Below are 20078 nucleotides of genomic sequence, written 5' to 3'. Positions count from 1 at the left end.
CTATTCCTTCATGAACGCTTCAACAAATTGCGCTTCCGTTAGTTCCCCGTCCAGAACACGATTAACCAGTTCCAAATAGAGGTCGTCCCTGTGCTTATCCCCTTCGGGAGCAGCCGTATACATTGGAGAGGAAATATCCGGTGATTGTGATTTTACAGTTCTGATCTTGTCCCGGATTCGTTCAGGGTCGCCTGCCATGACCATCACTCTGGAAGACCCAGATGACAGTGCAAGGGTTAATGCCTGTATTCCCTGATGTGAATGCAGGGGCCTAATTCCCATTTTCTGCCACATCATTTGTTTCACAGATGAGTCAACCTTCATGCCGCCATTTTCCCAGAATGGCCAGTTTACGGACAGTGTCCTGCCGCTTCGTTTGCCCTGACCCACCATCGTTTCCCGGTATGCTGCATAAAGGTCCATGAACGCATTGGCTGTAGCGTAATCACTCTGACCCATGTTGCCGAGGACGGCAGTTCCGGAGGAGAACAGAATGAAGAAATCCAGTTCTTCTTGTTTTGTGCATCGATCCAGGTGAACTGTTCCAGCCACTTTGGGTCTCAAAACTTCACGCCATTCTTCCTCTGTCTTGGCAAGGAACAGACTGTCTCTGATCAGTCCTGCTCCATGAATAACGCCGTGAATAACGCCATAGGCTTGTTTTATGCTATCAACAAGGTTCTGCACGGCTTCACCATCCGCTACATCAACCTGCAGATAGTCCACCCGTGCCCCCTGCTCTCGCAGTACTTTAAGAGATTGTTCCATCGGACCGTCCATCGGTGATCTGCCCACGAGAACAAGCGTTGGATGCTTGGCCTGGGTGGCGATCTCTTGCGCAAATACAAGTCCAAGACCACCCATACCGCCTGTAATGAGGTATACACCATGATCACGCCAAAACCGTTGTTCAAGAACGGTGGACGGATCAATCTCCTGCCAGTCTGCCAGTTCCCGTCGACGGCCCTTATAACGAATCCAGCTATCTTTAGGCTCGCAAACGTCCCACTTCAGCAGCTGTAAAATATCTGCGTTGTCCAACTGCTCATCCATTTCGATCAACTGTCCTGCAACAGCCGGATATTCGAGTTTAACACTTTGCAACATGCCGGATAGCGCAGCATACAAACGCTGCTCTCCGTTATTAGGCACAACTACCTGTACAATCCGCGGTTTATTCGATTCACTGGACAGTATCGTTTGAAGTTTACCAAACACCTGCAAGGCGCCATCCTCGAACCAACTTTCGGCTGTGGCCATTCTCCCATCCAATCCAATCGGTATAAATGATGCAGACGGGAATTCAAACTCCATCTCACTCAGCCTGCAAGCGAATGCACCACATAAAATAACGATATGCTCACCCTCATGAGTCATCTGGTTGTGACCTGTTTCTTCCACCCCCAACTCCCGCCAGTACGGCTTTAACAGCAGCATTTCAGACTGAGGGGTTGTGTCAGCGCCTGACGCTGTGGATTTTGGATCGGGAAGCTGTCTGGAGGAAAAGCCAATTAAACGAACACAGACATTTCCTCTCTGGTCAAACAAATCAATATCAAACGTCATTCCTTTCCCATCCGAACTGGAATCGGAGCTGTAGCGCACCCATGCCCACATGTCCTGAGCACAGGCTTTATATATTTGAACTTTCTTTAAAGCAAAAGGAACCGAGGGCTGTGGTCCACCTGAATCTTGACTTGCCTTTTTTCCATCCGCGTCAGGATGCTCCAGCATCATGCCAATAGAGGCCTGCAACGCGGAGTCCAATATACAGGGATGAAGGACATACGAGTTCATTTCTGGCAACAAATGCTCAGGAAGCTTCAGTCGGGCCAAAACCTCTCTCTCCCCGATATGCAATTGCTGTATTCCTTTAAATGCAGGTCCGTAATGGATACCGGCTTGCCGAAATGCCTTGTAACAGGTTTCACCCGTCCAGACCGATTGATTGCATGCAGCCATGAGTTCGTTCAGATCATGAATTGGAGCCGATTCGGCCTCTTCATCCCATCCCAGCTGTCCTTGACTGTATACATGACGTTTCCCCTCAGCCTGCTGGTCTTGTCGGTAAATCTCATAACTTATAAGCTGAGGATTCTCTGTGACAGGATGCAGTCCGATCCCTACCTGAATGCTGTTATGAGTTGCTGCATCTCCGTCCATGACAACGGGGCTGATCCACACCACATTTTGCAGAAAAACGGGTCGTGTTCCCGCAACGGTAAGCTGCAATGCTGCCCGGGCCATCTCTAACTGGGCCACTCCAGGAAGTACAGAGACTCCATGAATGATGTGATCCCTAAGGAAAAATTCTGTTCCATTGAACACCGAGCTGAACCTTTGCTCAGTGAAATCAGACGTATTTTGTTGCACCAGAGGGTGAAGAGAAGTCCATGAGTGCTCCCGCGATGGCTGCTGCTCTTCCCTTTGCTCCCTTTCCTTTGGCGCCATCCAGTATTCCTCTCGGGCAAAAGGATACGATGGCAGACTGATGCGTAATGGTGGCACATCCCCATACATCTGTCCCCAGTTCAGATCATAGCCCTGGGCATACAGATCAGCCAGCACATGGAGAATTTCCCTCTGTTTTTCCGGGGACAGACTTCTTTCGGTGCTTTTGATAATCCATTCGTCCCCATGCTCCTGCAACAGCTTTTGTCCAGTAAACCTTCTTGGCACCACGCCCTCAAACAAAACCCCTGACTTGGATTGACCCCGCTGCTTCATCATGTATACGGCATCTTCCCTGGACTGCACAACCACCGCACAGCGGTGACGGAAATGCTCACGTCCCTCCAGCAACGTGTAGCTGATTGCCGCCAGATCCGGCTTCTCTTCCCGTTCCAGTACGGCGATCATGTCCTCCACCTTGCGCTGTAGTGCTTCTTCCGTTTTGGCTGACAGTGCCAGCAAATAATAAGGTGACGCATAACCAGGCGTTCGTTTCTGCCCATTACCTTCATAACTTTCCACGACGACATGCACGTTGGTTCCACTCATGCCAAAGGCACTCACCGCTCCCAGCCTCGCCTGCTCTGTTCGTGGCCAAGGCCGATTGCTTTTGTTCACATAAAATGGACCCTCCGACCACCGGATATATTCACTCTCTTCCTCACAGTGCAGACTTGCCGGGATCGTCTCATGACGCATCGCCTGTACCAGGCTAATCAGGCTCACCACACCCGAAGCGGCGAGGGTATGGCCCAAATTCGTTTTTACCGACGTTAACGCACAGGAGCCTGGCGCCATATTTCTTGATTTGTAGGCTTCCTGCAAGGCATTGATTTCGACCGGGTCTCCGAGGCGTGTTCCCGTCCCGTGGGTCACAATGTACTGCATGTTCTCCGCCCGAATGCCGTACCGGGCATACACCTCATTCATCAGCGCCGTCTGTGCCACACCACTCGGCGCGGTAATTCCATTCGTTTTGCCATCATAGTTCATGCCGCTGCCCCGGATGACCCCGTAGATCGAATCTCCATCCGCCTCAGCCTGCGATAAGGCCTTCAGCACAACGACCGCTATCGCCTCTCCCGGAACCATGCCATTGGCACGCTGGTCAAACGCATAACAGCGCCCATCCTCGGACAGCATCCCCGCCTGGGACATCGCTTCGAATCCCTGCTCGGTAAGCAGCAGGCTCACCCCTGCCGCAAGAGCCGTGTCGCACTCTCCGGCCCGCAGGCTGGCACAGGCTTGATGAACAGCCGCCAGCCCCGAAGAGCAAGCGGTATTAATCGCCATATTGGGACCCTTCAGGTCCAGAAAATACGCTAATCGGGCTGCCAGAATGGCATTGTGATTGGACGTAAGCGGCCCATCCAGACCAACAAATTGCAAATACTCATTATTCTCTACCCCGACAAACATGCCGACCCGGCCGGAGGAAAGCTGTCTTTTGCCATATGCGGCATCTTCAAGCGCTCTCCAGGACTCCTGTAACAGCAATCGCTGACGCGGGTCCATGCTCTCGGCCTCACGCGGGGAGATTTCGAAGAAGCGGGGATCAAACTCCCGTACCCCTGGCACAAGACCGCATTTCCAAGGTTCACGCCCATGGCGGGTGGAAAACCGATCTTCCGGTGCCCTTTTTATCGCTTCCTGACCCTGACTGATCATGGACCACATCTCGTCCACATCACGTGCTTCGGGGAACCGTCCGCTAATGCCAATAATGGCAACAGGCTCCGTGAATTGATCCATTTTGTTCAGATTACGGGCAGTTGGACGATGATCGGATGCGGGGATGGATTTGCCGCCAACCCATCTTCCGGAACGTCCAGATCGGTAACCTCGGTCCGCGACATCGTATTTCATGTCGGTCACGGCCTTCCTTTCCTCGTACATGCCAATTAAAACATCCCGATGCTCGTTTTCCAGATATTCAGCCAATCCCTTCAGTGTGGAATGTCCAAAAAATATGGACGGTGTCAGTTCTGCTCCGTAATGACGGCTTAACCGCGCTGCATACTCCGTCAAGCTGATGGAATCAAATCCAAACTCCGCAAGATTGGCTAGAGGGTCCAATTCTTCATGAGGTATCTTTAACAGCTCGCTTGCTATTTCTCCAAGCTCCCATTGCGCGCATTCAGCAACCGTTTTGCCATGCAACTCCACACGCACACTCAGCTCCACCGCAGGATTCGCAGGATTCAAGACCGGATTCCTGACTCCATGTGAAGGCTGAGGTATGCTAACAGCTTCATCAGGTGTGAATTCAACACCCAGAAAACGATGTATGCGCTCCGGTTTCCCCGCCATAACGAGTTGGTGAGCGTAAGGTTCATTTAGAATTTTTTGAAACAGGGCTACCCCTTCGTCTTTTTCCAGAAAACGTTGACCACTCGTTTTGAGATACATGGCCGAAGCATTTTTCTCGCCTGTGCCCATTCCGCCCTCTCTCCAAAGCGGCCAGTTGATGGATACCGTGTGAATAGGACCCGTGCGATGCTGCTCTTGGGCATAAGCCATCTGGAATCGATTCGCCACAGCATAGTCACAGGAACCGAAGTCTCCCAAAATAGCCGATGAGGAAGAGAAATAACTGCGGAACTCCAGCGGTTCGTTGCCCAGAGCCTTGTCCAATGCCAATGTTCCCCGGATTTTGGGAGCAAGCACACGCTCAAAATCAGCTGCTGATTTATCCAGCACACTTACCCGACTTTCAATCCCGGCAGCGTGGATCAGTCCGTGAATTGCGCCGAATTTTCGTATGACTGTCCGCACCGCTTCTTCGACTTGTTCTAATACGGCAACATCAGCCTGAACATACATTACCTGACTGCCCGCCTCGGTCAACTCATCCATTCTTTGCTGTTTCACGGAATCCAGGGAAGATCGGCCCATCAAAGCCAGATTTACACCCAGCGGAGCCCACGCTCTGGCAAAAGCAAGGCCGATTCCTCCCAATCCGCCTGTTATCAAATATGTCTTTCCAGGTAACACGTATTCCGTCCCCGGTTTGTATTGCTCTGTTGGGGGGATCGGTCTGATGCGGCTTACTTTACGCTGATTATGCTCATAACGTACGCTGCATCGCTGGTTTGACCTTAATTCTTGCGATAGCCGTTCACTCCACAATTTCCAGTTCACTTCATTTATGGAATCCACATCGCTGCTGATCACCTGTAATTTCGTATGAGGCATAATGAGTCCAAGTGAACGCTCAAAACCGATCCATGCATCCAGGTAACACCGCTCGATCCCTGTTCTGCATTCCCCGGCGAGAAGAATTCGGCCAGGCTTGATCTTCTCTGCCGCCAATGCCTGAAGCAAAAGTAAAATCGGCTTAGTGTCCTGCAGCAGTAGCGGTTCCTCCAGTGCCGGCAAGTATAGTACAGTATCCACGTTCCCATGTTGCTGGCTGATCTCCTGAAGCGCTCCCCTGTACTTCGCAAGATGAACGGGATCTGTCTCTTTTTCCCACACTGCCGGATCGATGAAGACCAGCTGGATATGAGGACTGTGATGCTTCATCAATGAAACGAACTTCTCCTGGCTCTTCTGACAGGAAAGCACACATAATATGGTCTGTGGGTTCTCTTCACGATGAAGTTCAGGCTCTGAGTTTTCCCATATTTCCTCAAAAGCCATCAGAAGGGTATCGTCAGCGACCTCACGTTCTAACCCTTTCCCCTTCATGCCCTCCGGCACATCATTTCTCGCCAGATCCTTTTGGACCTGCAAACCCGCCATGTGTGCAACCACCTGTTCTTTCTCATCGCAGAAAGTAACATCCAGCCCCGAATCCGACTCCCTGATCCACATCCACAGCGGGTGTTGCAAATGGTCTGCCGAAAATTCCATGGACTCCATTGAAAGCCAGGTATGTCTTTCACTCTGTACCTCATGCACACTCGACTTGTCTACCTCACTTGATGGCATGGCCTTGTTGCGATAATCTGCTGCCGTTCCCGATCTTGTCTGAAAGATGTTTGCCGCCAGTGATACGGCTTCAGTCAGCAAATTCGGTGTAATTAACAAAGCCCGATCCTGATCATTGCTTTCAGGCGAGAGCTTTATTAACACTTCATTTTCGCCCGTATAACAACAAACAATGGATGAGTATATACCTTCTGAAGATGGGTTCCCAAGCTCCACCTGTGTACATCTTTCGGTAATGGACTGTACATCCATAGGGGGATTAACAAATTCCAGAAGCTCATACGCGATACGCCCCCTGCTCCATAACTCTTCTCTGCCCTCAGCTCTTTCACTGAATATCTCATAGATTAAGGATTGATCGGATTGTGGAATAATGGCCAAATGAACCTCCAGCGGCTCCTCTGTCACCACCACTGGATTAACCCATTGATGATCGAACAGCTTCATGTGAACCGGAGCCTGATTCATCTCGTCCGCTCCCTTTAACGCACATGACACCGCTGCCCGGACCATCTCCACATGGGCTGAATCCGGCAGACATTTGTAACCCGATTCCATATGGTCATGCAGTAACGGATCTTCCTGGGCAAAAATAGAGCTATACTGCTGCTCGCGCAGCGTTGACGTATTCCGGTGTACAAGCGGATGAAGCTTTGCTGTATGATGCTGCTCGTTCATTTGACCTGTTGCAGGGGATGACTGGGTCACCCAGTATTCTTCCTGAGCAAACGGATATGAAGGCAGATGAATACGTCCAGGAGCAGCCTCGCCATACATGTTCACCCAATCCAGCGCGTAACCCTGACAGTATAAATCCGCCAACACATGCAGGATATCACGGTATGCCCCGTTTGCCGCTGCGTGAGTTTCATGCTGAAGCTGATGTAAAAGCTCATGACCGTGTTCTCGAACAATGCGCTGTTCAATGAACTCCCGGCTCACTGTCCCGCGAAATATTTTCCCGTTATTTTCTTTCGAGCCGAACGCTTTCCAGACATGCACAGCATCTTCCCTTGACTGCACAACCACCGCACAGCGGTGACGGAAATGCTGTCGTCCCTCCAGCAGCGTGTAGCTGATCGCCGCCAGATCCGGCATCTCTTCCCGTTCCAGCACAGCGATCATGTCCTCCACCTTGCGCTGTAGTGCTGCTTCCGTTTTGGCTGACAGTGCCAGCAAATAATAAGGTGACGCATAACCAGGCGTTCGTTTCTGCCCATTACCTTCATAACTTTCCACGACGACATGCACGTTGGTTCCACTCATGCCAAAGGCACTCACCGCTCCCAGCCTCGCCTGCTCTGTTCGTGGCCAAGGCCGATTGCTTTTGTTCACATAAAATGGACCCTCCGACCACCGGATATATTCACTCTCTTCCTCACAATGCAGACTTGCCGGGATTGTCTCATGACGCATCGCCTGTACCAGGCTAATCAGACTCACCACACCCGAAGCGGCGAGGGTATGACCCAAATTCGTTTTTACTGACGTCAGCGCACAGGAGCCTGGCTCCATATTTCGCGCTTTGTAGGCTTCCTGCAAGGCATTGATTTCAACCGGGTCTCCGAGGCGCGTTCCCGTCCCGTGGGTCACAATGTACTGCATGTCCTCCGCCCGAATGCCGTACCGGGCATACACCTCATTCATCAGGGCTGTTTGTGCCACACCACTCGGCGCGGTGATTCCGTTGGTTTTGCCATCATAGTTCATGCCACTGCCACGGATGACTCCATAGATCGAATCTCCATCCGCCTCAGCCAGCGATAAGGTCTTCAGCACAACAACCGCTATCGCTTCTCCCGGAACCATGCCATTGGCACGCTGGTCAAACGCATAACAGCGTCCGTCCTCGGACAGCATCCCCGCCTGGGACATCGCTTCGAATCCCTGCTCGGTAAGCAGCAGGCTCACCCCTGCCGCAAGAGCCGTATCGCACTCTCCCGCCCGCAGGCTGACACAGGCTTGATGAACAGCCGACAGCCCCGAAGAGCAAGCGGTATTAATCGCCATATTCGGACCCTTCAGGTCCAGGAGATAGGCTAATCTGGCGGCCAGAATGGCATTGTGATTGGACGTAAGCGGCCCGTCCAGGCCAACAAATTGCAAATACTCATTGTTCTCCACCCCGACAAACATGCCGACCCGGCCGGAGGAAAGCTGTTTTTTGCCATATGCGGCATCTTCAAGTGCTCTCCAGGATTCCTGTAACAGCAATCGCTGACGCGGGTCCATGCTCTCGGCCTCCCGTGGGGAGATTTCGAAGAAGCGGGGGTCAAACTCCCGGACCCCTGGCACAAGACCGCATTTCCAATCCGCATCCTTTTTACTACTGGTGAATCGATCCGAGGGAACGGTCTTAACAGCCGTTTGCCCATTTACGAGAATCGACCACATCTCCTCTACATTGCGCGCTTCGGGAAATCGTCCACTGATGCCAATAATAGCAATGGGTTCATCGGCCTTTTGCAATCGACGCGTGTCTCCTGAACGCCGATATTTGCCAGATGCCTGTCTTTGGGCGTTCGGCGTTCGGGCTTTGGAACGATGCTGTGTCGCTTTGCTTTTAAACGGTACGGATTGCTCCGTACGCTCTTCCCCCGTTAGATTTTCGTGATCCGCATATTTTCCCGTAACAGCGTCCTTGAATTCTCGCTCCAGATAATGAGCCAACTCATGGAGGGTCGTGTGATCGAAAAATATGGATGGCGCCAGCTCCAATCCAAAATGCTGATTAAGAACCGTTGCGTATTCAGTCAGGCTAATGGAATCAAATCCATACTCCGCGAGGTTTTCATTGCCATCAATCAGTTCCCTCGAAATTTTCAACGTTTGCCCTGCCAGTTCCTTTAACTCCCATCTTACACACTCCGATGTTGTCAGTCCCAAGAGCTCTGGTCTCCGGCGAGAAGCTGCGGGAGCAGATACTGCTTCTTTCGAGATAATCACGGTTTCTTGCTCGGATGCACCCAATGAAGACTCAAATGAGGATTCAAGGGAAACTGCAGTTGCAGCATCCGAATGGACCGCCATTTCTTCGTTTTCTGCCCCTTGCGGTATGGTTGCAAAGCCTGCTTCTAATGCCTGAATCTTTAACATTAAGCGTCCCTCAGATGAATACAAACGAATGTCCAGCACTTCACGCCCTGGCGGCCCGTCCACCCGTTCTCTCCGATCTACTCTTGCCCAAGAAACGTCTGATCCCCCTAGTGCATCAAGTCTTTGAAGGGATTGAATGCAAACAGGACGCGACCCCGGAATATCCAGCTGTTGCTTTTCTATTCCCGTCCAGCCCAGTCCCCCACAAACGGCAAGCTGAATTGCATCTACCGGCAGTCTGTACATTGGCGGCACAGATAACACATCCGTTGCCTGTTCAAACTTGATCAGGATATGATCTTCCCCCGCATATATACGTTCTACCGCATAAGATGATGAGCACAAGACTTGCTTTGAAGCATCGTTTGCAAAAAAGGCGATCGACGAATCCACCTCAGCAGGATAGATTTCATCAATAGAGTCAACCTCCAGAGCATCTGATGCTGTAAACTCTGAAGCCACCTTTTTAGCCATTCCGCTACTGTATACGGGCTGGAGTTCCCCTCCATTTTCCCCATATATGACGTATCCCACTGTTAAATGTGGTTCGGATTGCAATGAGATGTGTAACGGAAGTGGCTGATCAGACACGTAAATAGAGCTGTCCCATACCACATCCTGCAATTGGATCGATAATTCAGGTTCAGCCGAATCCTGATGATCAGGTATCGCCAAATCCAGAGCCGTATAGGCAATTTCCAGATGAAGCAAGTCAGGCAATAATTTTGCTGCCTGCTCTTCATTGATATCTATAAGCACAGGCGAATCCATCGTGAAGAGTGAACTGTATCGCTGCTCATGAAGATCTGAAGTATTGCTGTGCAGTAGTGGATGAAGCATGGCTGACCCGTCATTTCCAATTACGTTGGAGTTGAACGATGCTTCCTCTGATTTCATTGGAGCCCAATAACGATTTCTTGCAAAGGGATAGGAAGGCAGACTGATTCGGCGCGGGTGCTGCTGTCTGTTTTCCCCGTATAGCTCCGTCCACCGGATCACTGCCCCTCGCGTCCAGGCGTCCAGTACATGCTCATAACGCCCCTGGGACAGCCAGCGTTTCACATTTTCTTTCATGTCTTCCTCATCCGTCAGCCACCCCGGATTCTCCTGTCCTTGCTTCACATGTCCCTGATAATACTGGCTCCCTTTGCCTTCCGGTTCTGCCTGACTAACCTGTTCCACATAACGGTCCAGCTTGGCGACCAGTTCGTCCACCGTTTGCGCCAGCACGCCCAGACGAGCCTCCATCGCTTCACGTCCCGTTTGCAGCGTATAAGCAATCTCCCGCACCTTCCAGCTGCTTTGCGTCATTCGAAGTACATCCCGCAGCTGACGGGCCTGAACGACCAGTCGTTCCTCGTTCCTCGCTGACAGCACAATCATCCCTGGCACTTCATTTTGTTCATGGTTCTCGTTTTGCTCGTTCGCCTTTTCTTGCGCCAGATCAGGTTCCCGGTATTCCTCCAAAATGATATGAGCATTCGCTCCACCTGCCCCAAACGAGGAAATCCCTGCCCGTCGCGGTACAATCTCACCGTCCACTCTCGGACGTGCCCAAACGTCCAGCTCCCGCTGAACCGTGAACGGGGTTTGACTAAAGTCAATATGCGGGTTGGTCTGCTGCACATGCAGGGACGGCGCCAGCTCCCCATGCTGCAATTGCAGCAGCACCTTGGTGACTCCCGCGATGCCTGCTGCGCTCTCCGCATGTCCGATATTCGATTTCGCGGAGCCAATTGCACAGTAGGCTTCTTCCGACGGGTCGCGTTGAAACGCTTTGCTCAGCCCCGCGATCTCAATCGGGTCGCCCAGCGACGTACCCGTACCATGGGCTTCCACATAACTGATCGTCCGCGGGTCAATGTCCGCCTCACGCAAGGCCCGGCCGATGACGTCCGCCTGGGCGTTGGGATTCGGCACGGTGTACCCGTTTGTTTTTCCGCCGTGATTCAAGGCCGACCCTTTGATCACTCCGTAAATCCGGTCCCCGTCTGCAACCGCCCGCGCAAGCGGCTTTAACAGGACCGCGCCCACCCCTTCACCCGGCACATATCCGTCGCCCCCTTCACCAAAGCTCTCGCAGCGGCCTTTGCTGGAGAGGAATCGTCCTTGAGACAGCATGATATATTTGTTCGGGTGGACCGACACATTCACTCCGCCTGCGACCGCAATCTGACATTCGTTCTGTCTCAGACTTTGACACGCCAGATGAATGGAGGTCAGCGAAGACGAACACATCGTATCCACTGCCATGCTCGGTCCACGGAAATTACAGAAATACGACACCCGGTTGGCGATTGACGCCGGATTGCCCGAAAGCGCAATGGATGACTCAGCCCCGTATAACTGGTATTCCTCGTACATCACACCCACGTACACACCCACGATGTCGGCAGCCAAACGCTCCCTCGTATACCCGGCATCTTCCAGCGTCTCATACACACACTGCATGAATAGTCGTTCCTGCGGGTCCATCATCTCGGCTTCCCGGGGAGAGATCTGGAAGAACAGTGGATCGAATTCGTCCACCCCGTCCAGAAATCCGCCCCAGCGTCCATAGGTCTTGCCCGGCGTACCCGGCGCCGGATCATACACCTGCTCCTGATCCCAGCGTTCTGCCGGTATTTCGGTGATACTATCTGTTCCACTACGCAGATTCTCCCAAAACTCATGGATATTCCGCGCTCCCGGATACCTTCCCGCCACACCAATAATGGCGATATCCTGCTCCCCCTCTTGCACCTGAATGGATGATTCGGTTGAATTTATCGAATTCAAAGAATTCATTGGTGCTGCGTTCTGCGACTTTGCATCAACATCTTGTTGATCCCTCAACGTCCTCTTTGTGTGCAGAGTGCCCTTGGATTTAATGTTCTCTATTCCCGGATTTTGTACAGCCAACGAGGTCGGGGATATATCAACGGACTCTTCAGGACGTTCTTCCCCTACAATGAGTCGCAGTTGTTCATGATGGTGTTCAAGAAAATATTCGCTCAAAGCCCGAAGGGTCTGATATTCGAAAAATAGTGTTTTGGGCAAAAGACCAAACTGTTCTTCCAAATTGGTAGTCATCTGCATAATAAGCAACGAATCTATACCGTATCGATCCATGGCTGTATCTGCGTCAACCCTTGATTTTGGAAGTCCGATGACCCGGGCTAAATGCTCTTGCAGAAATTGAACTGTTTTTTCTCGCAAATCAGCATCATTCTTTTGTACGGGGTCATGTTTCTCTTTATTCATATCCAGGTCCATTCGCTCCTTCCCCATTGGGTGGATCTGACCGGTAATATGTCGGATCGTTTGGCTCATGTTCAAGTGTCCCAACAGTTTCTCTGCTGGGATGTCCCATCCATGCCGGGTCAGCAGTCTGCGGGAAAGCTCGCTCCATTGCACCGGGTCCAGAGCATATTCACTCCAGTCCATGGCCGGATCAATCTCCTGCTCCCCCACGTTCAGTAGAGCGGCCACTTCCAATTTAAGCACAGCCATAGCTTTCAGCTCTGCCGCGCTTCCCGCATGAGACGAAGCCTGGGTTGATTCCGTCTGGGTGGATAGCCATTCCGACGCTGCTTCAAGCCCGTCTGTCTTTGCCAACTCGATCGGTTGGCCCGACCACGACCCCCCCGGCTCCAGCAGGCTTCTGCGCAGCGCCAACAGATTGCCTTCCGCCACCGCCACCTGACTGCTTCCACTCGCCCAGGCCTGATACAGTGCCTTCACCCCCGACGCGGTTCCCAGCGGTCTTAGCCCATGCTGTTTCCACAGACGTGCCTTCCCCTCTTCCTCCAGCTGCATCCCGCCTTCTTCCCACAGCGGCCAGTTGATGGACAAGGTTCGACCCTGACACTCCCCGCGTTTCATCCGCACATTTCGGCTCGCCGCATACGCATCCAAATACCCATTGGCGGCTGCATAATCGCCCTGCCCTGCATTCCCCGTCACCGCTGCACCGGAGGAGAACAGCAGCAGCGCATCCAGCGCCTCTGTCCCGATCGCTTCTTCCAGATTCCGTGTGCCATTTACTTTCGGGGCCAGCACCGCCTGCCAGTCGGCTTCCGTTTTGTACCGAATCAGACTGTCCCGGATCTCTCCGGCACAATGCAGCACCCCGTTTACCCGGCCGTATTGCTGACGAAGACGACGAAACAGTGCATGGACCGCCTCCCTGTTGGTGACGTCCATCGTTTCATAAAGCACTCGGGCCGGAAGCTGCGCCATCTCTCGCTGCACCGTCTCCGGCATCGCCGGGGATCGGCCCGTTAAAATCAGCGTGCTGCCTTCTGTCCGTCCCGCAATTTCCCGGGCCCAGATCCGTCCCAGACCACCGGCTCCGCCTGTAATGACGTACACGCCTCCGTCCCTCCAGGGGAACAACAGTGGGAACTCCGTCTTTGTCCTCACCTTCATCTCTATCTCCGCATTCACGTTCCCATTCCCGTTCACATTCTCATCCACATCCACATCCACCGCCTGCCAGCCCGCTCGCTTCAGCCCGTCCGTTTCCCACCGCAGGTGGCTTTCCTCCGCATGGACGGCACACTGATGCAGCTGCTCAGCCAACCCTGCGGCGGATGTCTCTGGCTGGACTTCGACAAGCTGTGCCAGACTGCCCGGATACTCCAGCCGCACAGTCCGCAGCAACCCGCTAAGGCCAGCGAACCGTCTTCCTTCTTCATCTCCAGCCACGACAACCTGCAAGGCCATGCGGCGGCTTCGCTGTTTCGAAAGCTGCTGCTGAATGTGGTACAGGATGGCCTGAACAGCCTGTCCGTACCGCTCCTCCAACGGCCCCGTTAACGCCATCTGCTCCCAGGGTGCATCCGCATCCGCGAAGTCTTTCGGGGCCCAACCACACAGTAGCACCGCTGGCTCGACCGCCGGAACCGCAGGCGTTAGGGAGCGCTTCGGCAGTTCCTGCCACGCGGGCTGCACCAGCAGCACGCCTTCCCGGCTTTCCGGCACACGTGAGGTGACACCCCGCAACCGTATGCAGACCTGTCCCTCTGGATCGCACAGCTCCAGATCCAGTTTGCGGACCCTCGCCTCCGCATCGGAGGATGCCGCAGGCTCGGGGCGAACACGCACCACAGCCCACATCTGCGCCTGGCAAGGGGCGATTACTTCCGCCTCCTCCAGCGCAAAGGGCAGCGGTGCAGAAGCGGACCGATTCCCGATTCGTTCGGCTGGACCCATCAAACTTGCCGCATCCCCCAGGGCTGTAGACTCCAGAGCTTCCGCGATCTGATCTCCTGCCAGCAGGGCGATGGACGCTTGCAGGGCTCCATCCAGCATACCCGGATGCAGCACGGTATCCGCCTGTCCCTCAAAGAGGGCTGGCGGCAGAGACAGCTGCGCCAAGGCCTCGTCCGTCCCCCAATGTAGTTCGACAATCGTCTGATGGGACGGACCGTACTCCAAGCCCAGTTTCCGGAACGTTTCATAACAGACTTCCCCGCTGGCCTGTCCCTGTGTACAACGGCTGTGCACAGCCTGCAAATCCAGACTTTGCACGGATTCTGCGAGGGGGTGTCCTACGCTCACACGCCCTTGGCTATACACCGCTTCCCCAGACTCGATTACAGACTCGGTGGATAACACTGCCGATATTTCATAGGACAGACTTCCATCGGCCTCGGCCTCAAGCGTAAGATGAACCTCCACAGGCTCCTCCCCAACAACGAGTGGCCTGCTCCACATCACATGGCGCAGCAGCAGACTATACATGCGCGGAGGCCAATTGGCTGCGTGTGCCGCTGCTGCACGGGCCATTTCCAGCTGAGCAACAGCCGGAAGCAGCTTGTGCCCCTGCACCACATGATCGCTCAGGAAAGGCTCTCTGCCATTGAACTGACTGCTGTACCACTGGCCTCGTAGCAGATCCGAGCGGTTGTGGTGCAGCATGGAGTGCAGTAATATGCTTTCATTTAATGGCTTAACCGTTGTTGGTTTTTCTGCTAATGCTGAGTAACTCATTTCTTCGTTCTCTACCCAATACCGCTCTCGGGCAAATGGATAGGTGGGTAGTGATATGGTCCGATAGTGACCCTGCTCAAACAACAGATCATAATCAAGTTCATATCCCTGGATATAAAGATCCGCTGCAGTGCCCAAATGCTCCAAATATTCGCTTGCATGTGTCGTCTTCCGGCAACTTCGCAAACATTCATTCCCATATCGTTGCAATGAGGAGTGTTCACGTGAAATATCCAGTGTTCCTTGTGAAACCCGAACCTGCGGTGCACTTCCCTTGTCCAACCAGCGTTGAAGTAAAGTGATCGCTTCATTCAGACTTCGGGTCACACATGCGAGGCGGAAATCCATATGTTTTCGTCCCAATAACAGAGTGTAGCTCAGGTTACCGCAATCCAGTTCCGGCACTTGTCTTCCGTAGGTGGTGAGTTGTTCAACCTGCTGACGCAATTGTTCGTCGGTACGAGCTGAAAGTGCAATCAAATATCCCGGCATCGGCGCTGACGGTCTGGATCGCAGCGGTCCCTCCTCAATGACCATATGGGCATTCGTACCACTGAAACCAAATGAACTGATTGCAGCACATCTTCTGCCACTTGATCCGGCTTTCCATTCCATCGTGGCTGTTGGGATATAGAACGGGCTGTCATTTAAGGCAATCTGGCTGTTGGGTTGATGAAAATGAATGGAGGGGGCTATTTTTTGATGGCGCATCCCCAGCACAATTTTAAACAAACCCGCTACACCGGCTGCCGTGGCCGTATGACCGATATTGCTTTTTACCGAGCCGATTGCACAGAACTGTTTTTGGTCGGTATGTCTTCTGAATGCCTGCGTTAATGCATTGAACTCAATCGGATCTCCCAACCTGGTCCCTGTCCCATGAGCCTCGACCAGCTGGATGTGTTCAGGATTAATATTAAAAGTCTCATATACGTTCTGCTCAAGACGTTCCTGGGATTTTGCACTGGGAGCCGTAATTCCATTGGTGGACCCATCCTGGTTTATTCCGCTCCCTCGAATGACTCCGTAAATCTGATCCCCGTCAGCCAGCGCCTCGCTGAGCCTTTTTAGGATAACAACCCCTGCCCCTTCTCCCGGAACAAAACCATCCGCCGCTTCATCAAAGGTATGACACCGTCCTGTTGGAGACAGCATTCCCGCTCGATTGGAGGCAATGTAAAAGCCAGGGGTCGACTGGATGAATACTCCTCCGGCAAGGGCCATATTCGTCTCTCCTGACCATAATCCCTGACATGCCAGATGAATGGCTACCAATGAACTGGAACAGGCTGTATCTACTGTAATAGCCGGACCATGCAGATTCAGGTAGTAGGCTATACGAGCAGGCACAATAGAATTGGCGTTCCCCCAGAAAGCTTGCGGGGGCCCCTCATGTCCAAAAATGCTCTGGTAATCCATACCACTGCAGCCTACATAAACGCCGCATTGAAGGCCCTCGGCCTTTTTGCCGACATAACCGGCATCTTCAAGCGCCTTCCAGGACTCCTCCAAAAAAATGCGCTGCTGCGGGTCCATATAGGTGGCTTCCACGCCTGATATGTTAAAAAACAGAGGATCAAAACGATCAAAATCCTCTATAAAGCTGCCATGTCGACAATAGGAATGCTGATTAGCGTAATAAGCACCCAAATCCCAACGTTTTACTTCTCCAATCAGATCATCCCCGGCTTGCAAATGTTGCCATAACTCCTCAGGACTGCGACTTTGTGCAAAGCGGCCACTGATTCCAACAATCGCTATTTCCTCCCGGATGGAAGGTATCTCCTGATCCATTGCGGTCTGTTGTCCCACAACGTTTTGCTCCCATGGCTTAGCAGAATACGGCTTAAAGCGTTGATCTTCAGGGATGTGTACCACAATTTTGCCGATATTACTGCGGTTTCCCATCGCCTTGTATGCTTCTTTCACTTGCTGAAAAGGATAGGTGGCATAAATCGTCGGACGAACGACGTTCTGGTCAATCAGGATCGCCATTTCACTCATATAGGTTCGAATTATAGAAGGATCACGGAAGGCCATCCGTCGCAAATCTACCGAATAGAATGCCTGATTGTTCGATAACAAGGATAAATCAATATTTTTGGCTGATTTTAAGGCAGTCATGGCAATTTCAATATATCTGCCACCGGGAGCAAGACAAGCCATACCCTTTTGAATCGCCTCACCCGATAAAGTATTGATGACAATATCTACACCTTGCCCGTTCGTAAGACGGCGAATCTCCTCGGCAAAATCCTGCTCCACATACTGAATGGTATGGTGCACACCCTGCTGTTGCAGATAGTTCAGTTTCACATCTGAACCGGCTGTGGCATAGATTTCCAGACCATAGTGCTGGGCCAACTGTACGGCAATAAGACCTGTCCCTCCGGCCGCCGTCTGAATCAATATTTTTTCACCTGGCTGCGGTTTGGCTTTGTGGAACACATCAAGCATGGTCATAGTGACGGCCGGCAGAGAGCAGGCTTCTTCAAATGTTAATCTTTTCGGTTTGGGTACAACGTGAGCCGCCGGACAGATCACCATATTGGCATGACCACCCATCTGCTCACCCATCATGCCCACCACTTCATCACCATGCCAAAGGTCTGTGACCTCGGAACCTGTTTGAACAACGACCCCGCTGACTTCAAAGCCGGGGGTAAACGGATAAAGGGGCATGGTTGGATACAGCCCTCTTACACATAACAGATCTCCAAAATTAAGTGAAAATGCATGCACAGCAATTTGCACTTCGTTTGGCTGGAGTGAACGCGATTGATCCTGAATTAGTTGAAGTTCATCCGGTTCTCCAGGTTTCTCCAGCAGCAATCGATAATATGCACCTTCCGAAATTGATCCCAGCTTTTCGTTATCAACCATTGTGCTTGTCCAAGTCGAATTGGGATTAGTCCTCTCATCCCGAACTGGCAACCGATCCTCATTCCTATGCACAATGGACTTCTCAGCCGTACGATTATCGCTGCTTATGTCCATAATGATGGCTTGTTCGTCTTTCCTCTGTGGAGATGCAACAGCTGGATCAGGCAGCATCTGCGCCGCAATCTCTTTTCGATATTGCTCCAGCATATGCTTGCTCAAGGCGTGGACCGTATTATGATCGAACAGCACTGTAGTCTGCATCACTATTCCACATTGCTCATTAATGAGATTGACCAGATTTACGGCAACAATCGAATCGACGCCATATTCAGAGAAACTTTGATGATTGTCGATCCGATCCTGACTCATCTTCAGGGATATCTCTATGCTGTCCCGGATGACCGTAATAATATGATCCCGGATCAGGTGGTCCGGAATATCTTCTGTGGGCTGAATGTTTCCAGCCCCTGTAACCAAGGACGGACTGGGCTTCCACTCCACCTCAGGAATCGCTTTTGTTTGTGCCTGTACAGGATGAGATGCAGAGTTTTGTTTCATTTCGTGTATAATGATGCCGTCACTTTGAGATACAACGATTTGTTGCCCCCACTCTTCAGCATTCAACGCCGGAAAACGAGTACTTCTAAACCCCTCCTTGGCAAGCACCTTTTTCCATGTTTTGGGTGTAAGTCCCGGGCAGCCCGGAATACGCAATGCCTCATCTTCGTATAACCACCAGCCTTCCAACAAACCAAACGTAATATGGGCAAAAAGTGTATTATCGGTTATCTCGTTCAGGAACAGATGTCCCTGCTTTTTGAGAGCTGCCTTGATATGTCTGAGGGTTTGGCGAATATTGGCTGTGGCATGCAGCACATTGGCCGCAATCGCTATATCATAGACAGCTTCATCAATTGATTGATCATGCAGCTGTTTGGTAACATCTATTTTTCTGTAGGTCAAATAAGGGTGTTCATCTCCATAGCGCTGCTCTGCCTGCAACAGAAAAGATGAAGAGATATCCGTATAACAATATTCCTCAATGTGCTGGGCATACGGTCTGAGCTTATCCAGCACGGGAGTACTGGTTCCACCTGTACCCGCGCCAAATTCAATGATTCTCAACCGGATGGTTGCATTCTTTTTTCTTTTTTCTTCAATAATTGCTATAAGTTGCGACCCCAGAACCTCATTGAAATAATCAGCGATGGGATTGTTTTTGTATATCCCTTCGACAAGTGTCATGCTTGAATTGGGGAAAAGAACATCCGTTGCCTGTTTGTGTCCCCGAAGAATGTCAGGCAGGTGTTTTAATGCCGTTTCTGCCAAAAGGACCTGGGATCGAATGTGGCCTTTATGCAGCCATTGCTGTTTAACTTCATCCCATTTCTGCCACACATTTTCGAAGGTAGTGGAGGTTTGCCCACCTACAGCGCTGTTCCCCTGTTCTTTGGCTAGTACAGCAAGTGTTTCTTCCATCCAGCGATGGAACCAAACGGCTACCCCGTTCTTCTCTAACAATTCCTTGGTGCTGGAATACCTTTTTTCAAACAAACCCATTGCATTTAATTCCGCTGACAATAATGCGACAAGCCACCCGTGTAACTGATCTGTCTCACTGCGAAGTTCCTCGGGAATATGTTTTGTAACCGGAATATACACCTGATCATCCATTGTTTTAACCTCCCTGTGGTGGCAGATGCCCATTCATCAGAAACATTTATCTTCTGTCGCTACCC

1 protein-coding gene is annotated in these 20078 nt (G+C 51.9%); it reads right to left on the bottom strand.

Features of this window, described 5'->3' with window-relative positions; translation table 11 throughout:
- A complete protein-coding gene (locus ACR32F_RS13305) occupies positions 1 to 20013 on the bottom strand; it encodes an SDR family NAD(P)-dependent oxidoreductase (RefSeq protein ID WP_440119140.1) in 20013 nt (6670 codons plus the stop codon).
- Positions 20014 to 20078: the final 65 nt, after the last annotated feature.

The organism is Paenibacillus hebaui, from assembly GCF_051934385.1.
Taxonomy (GTDB): Bacteria; Bacillota; Bacilli; order Paenibacillales; family Paenibacillaceae; genus Paenibacillus.
The sequence above is the reverse complement of the archived record's forward strand: the minus strand, read 5'-3'. Positions and strand labels throughout refer to the sequence as shown.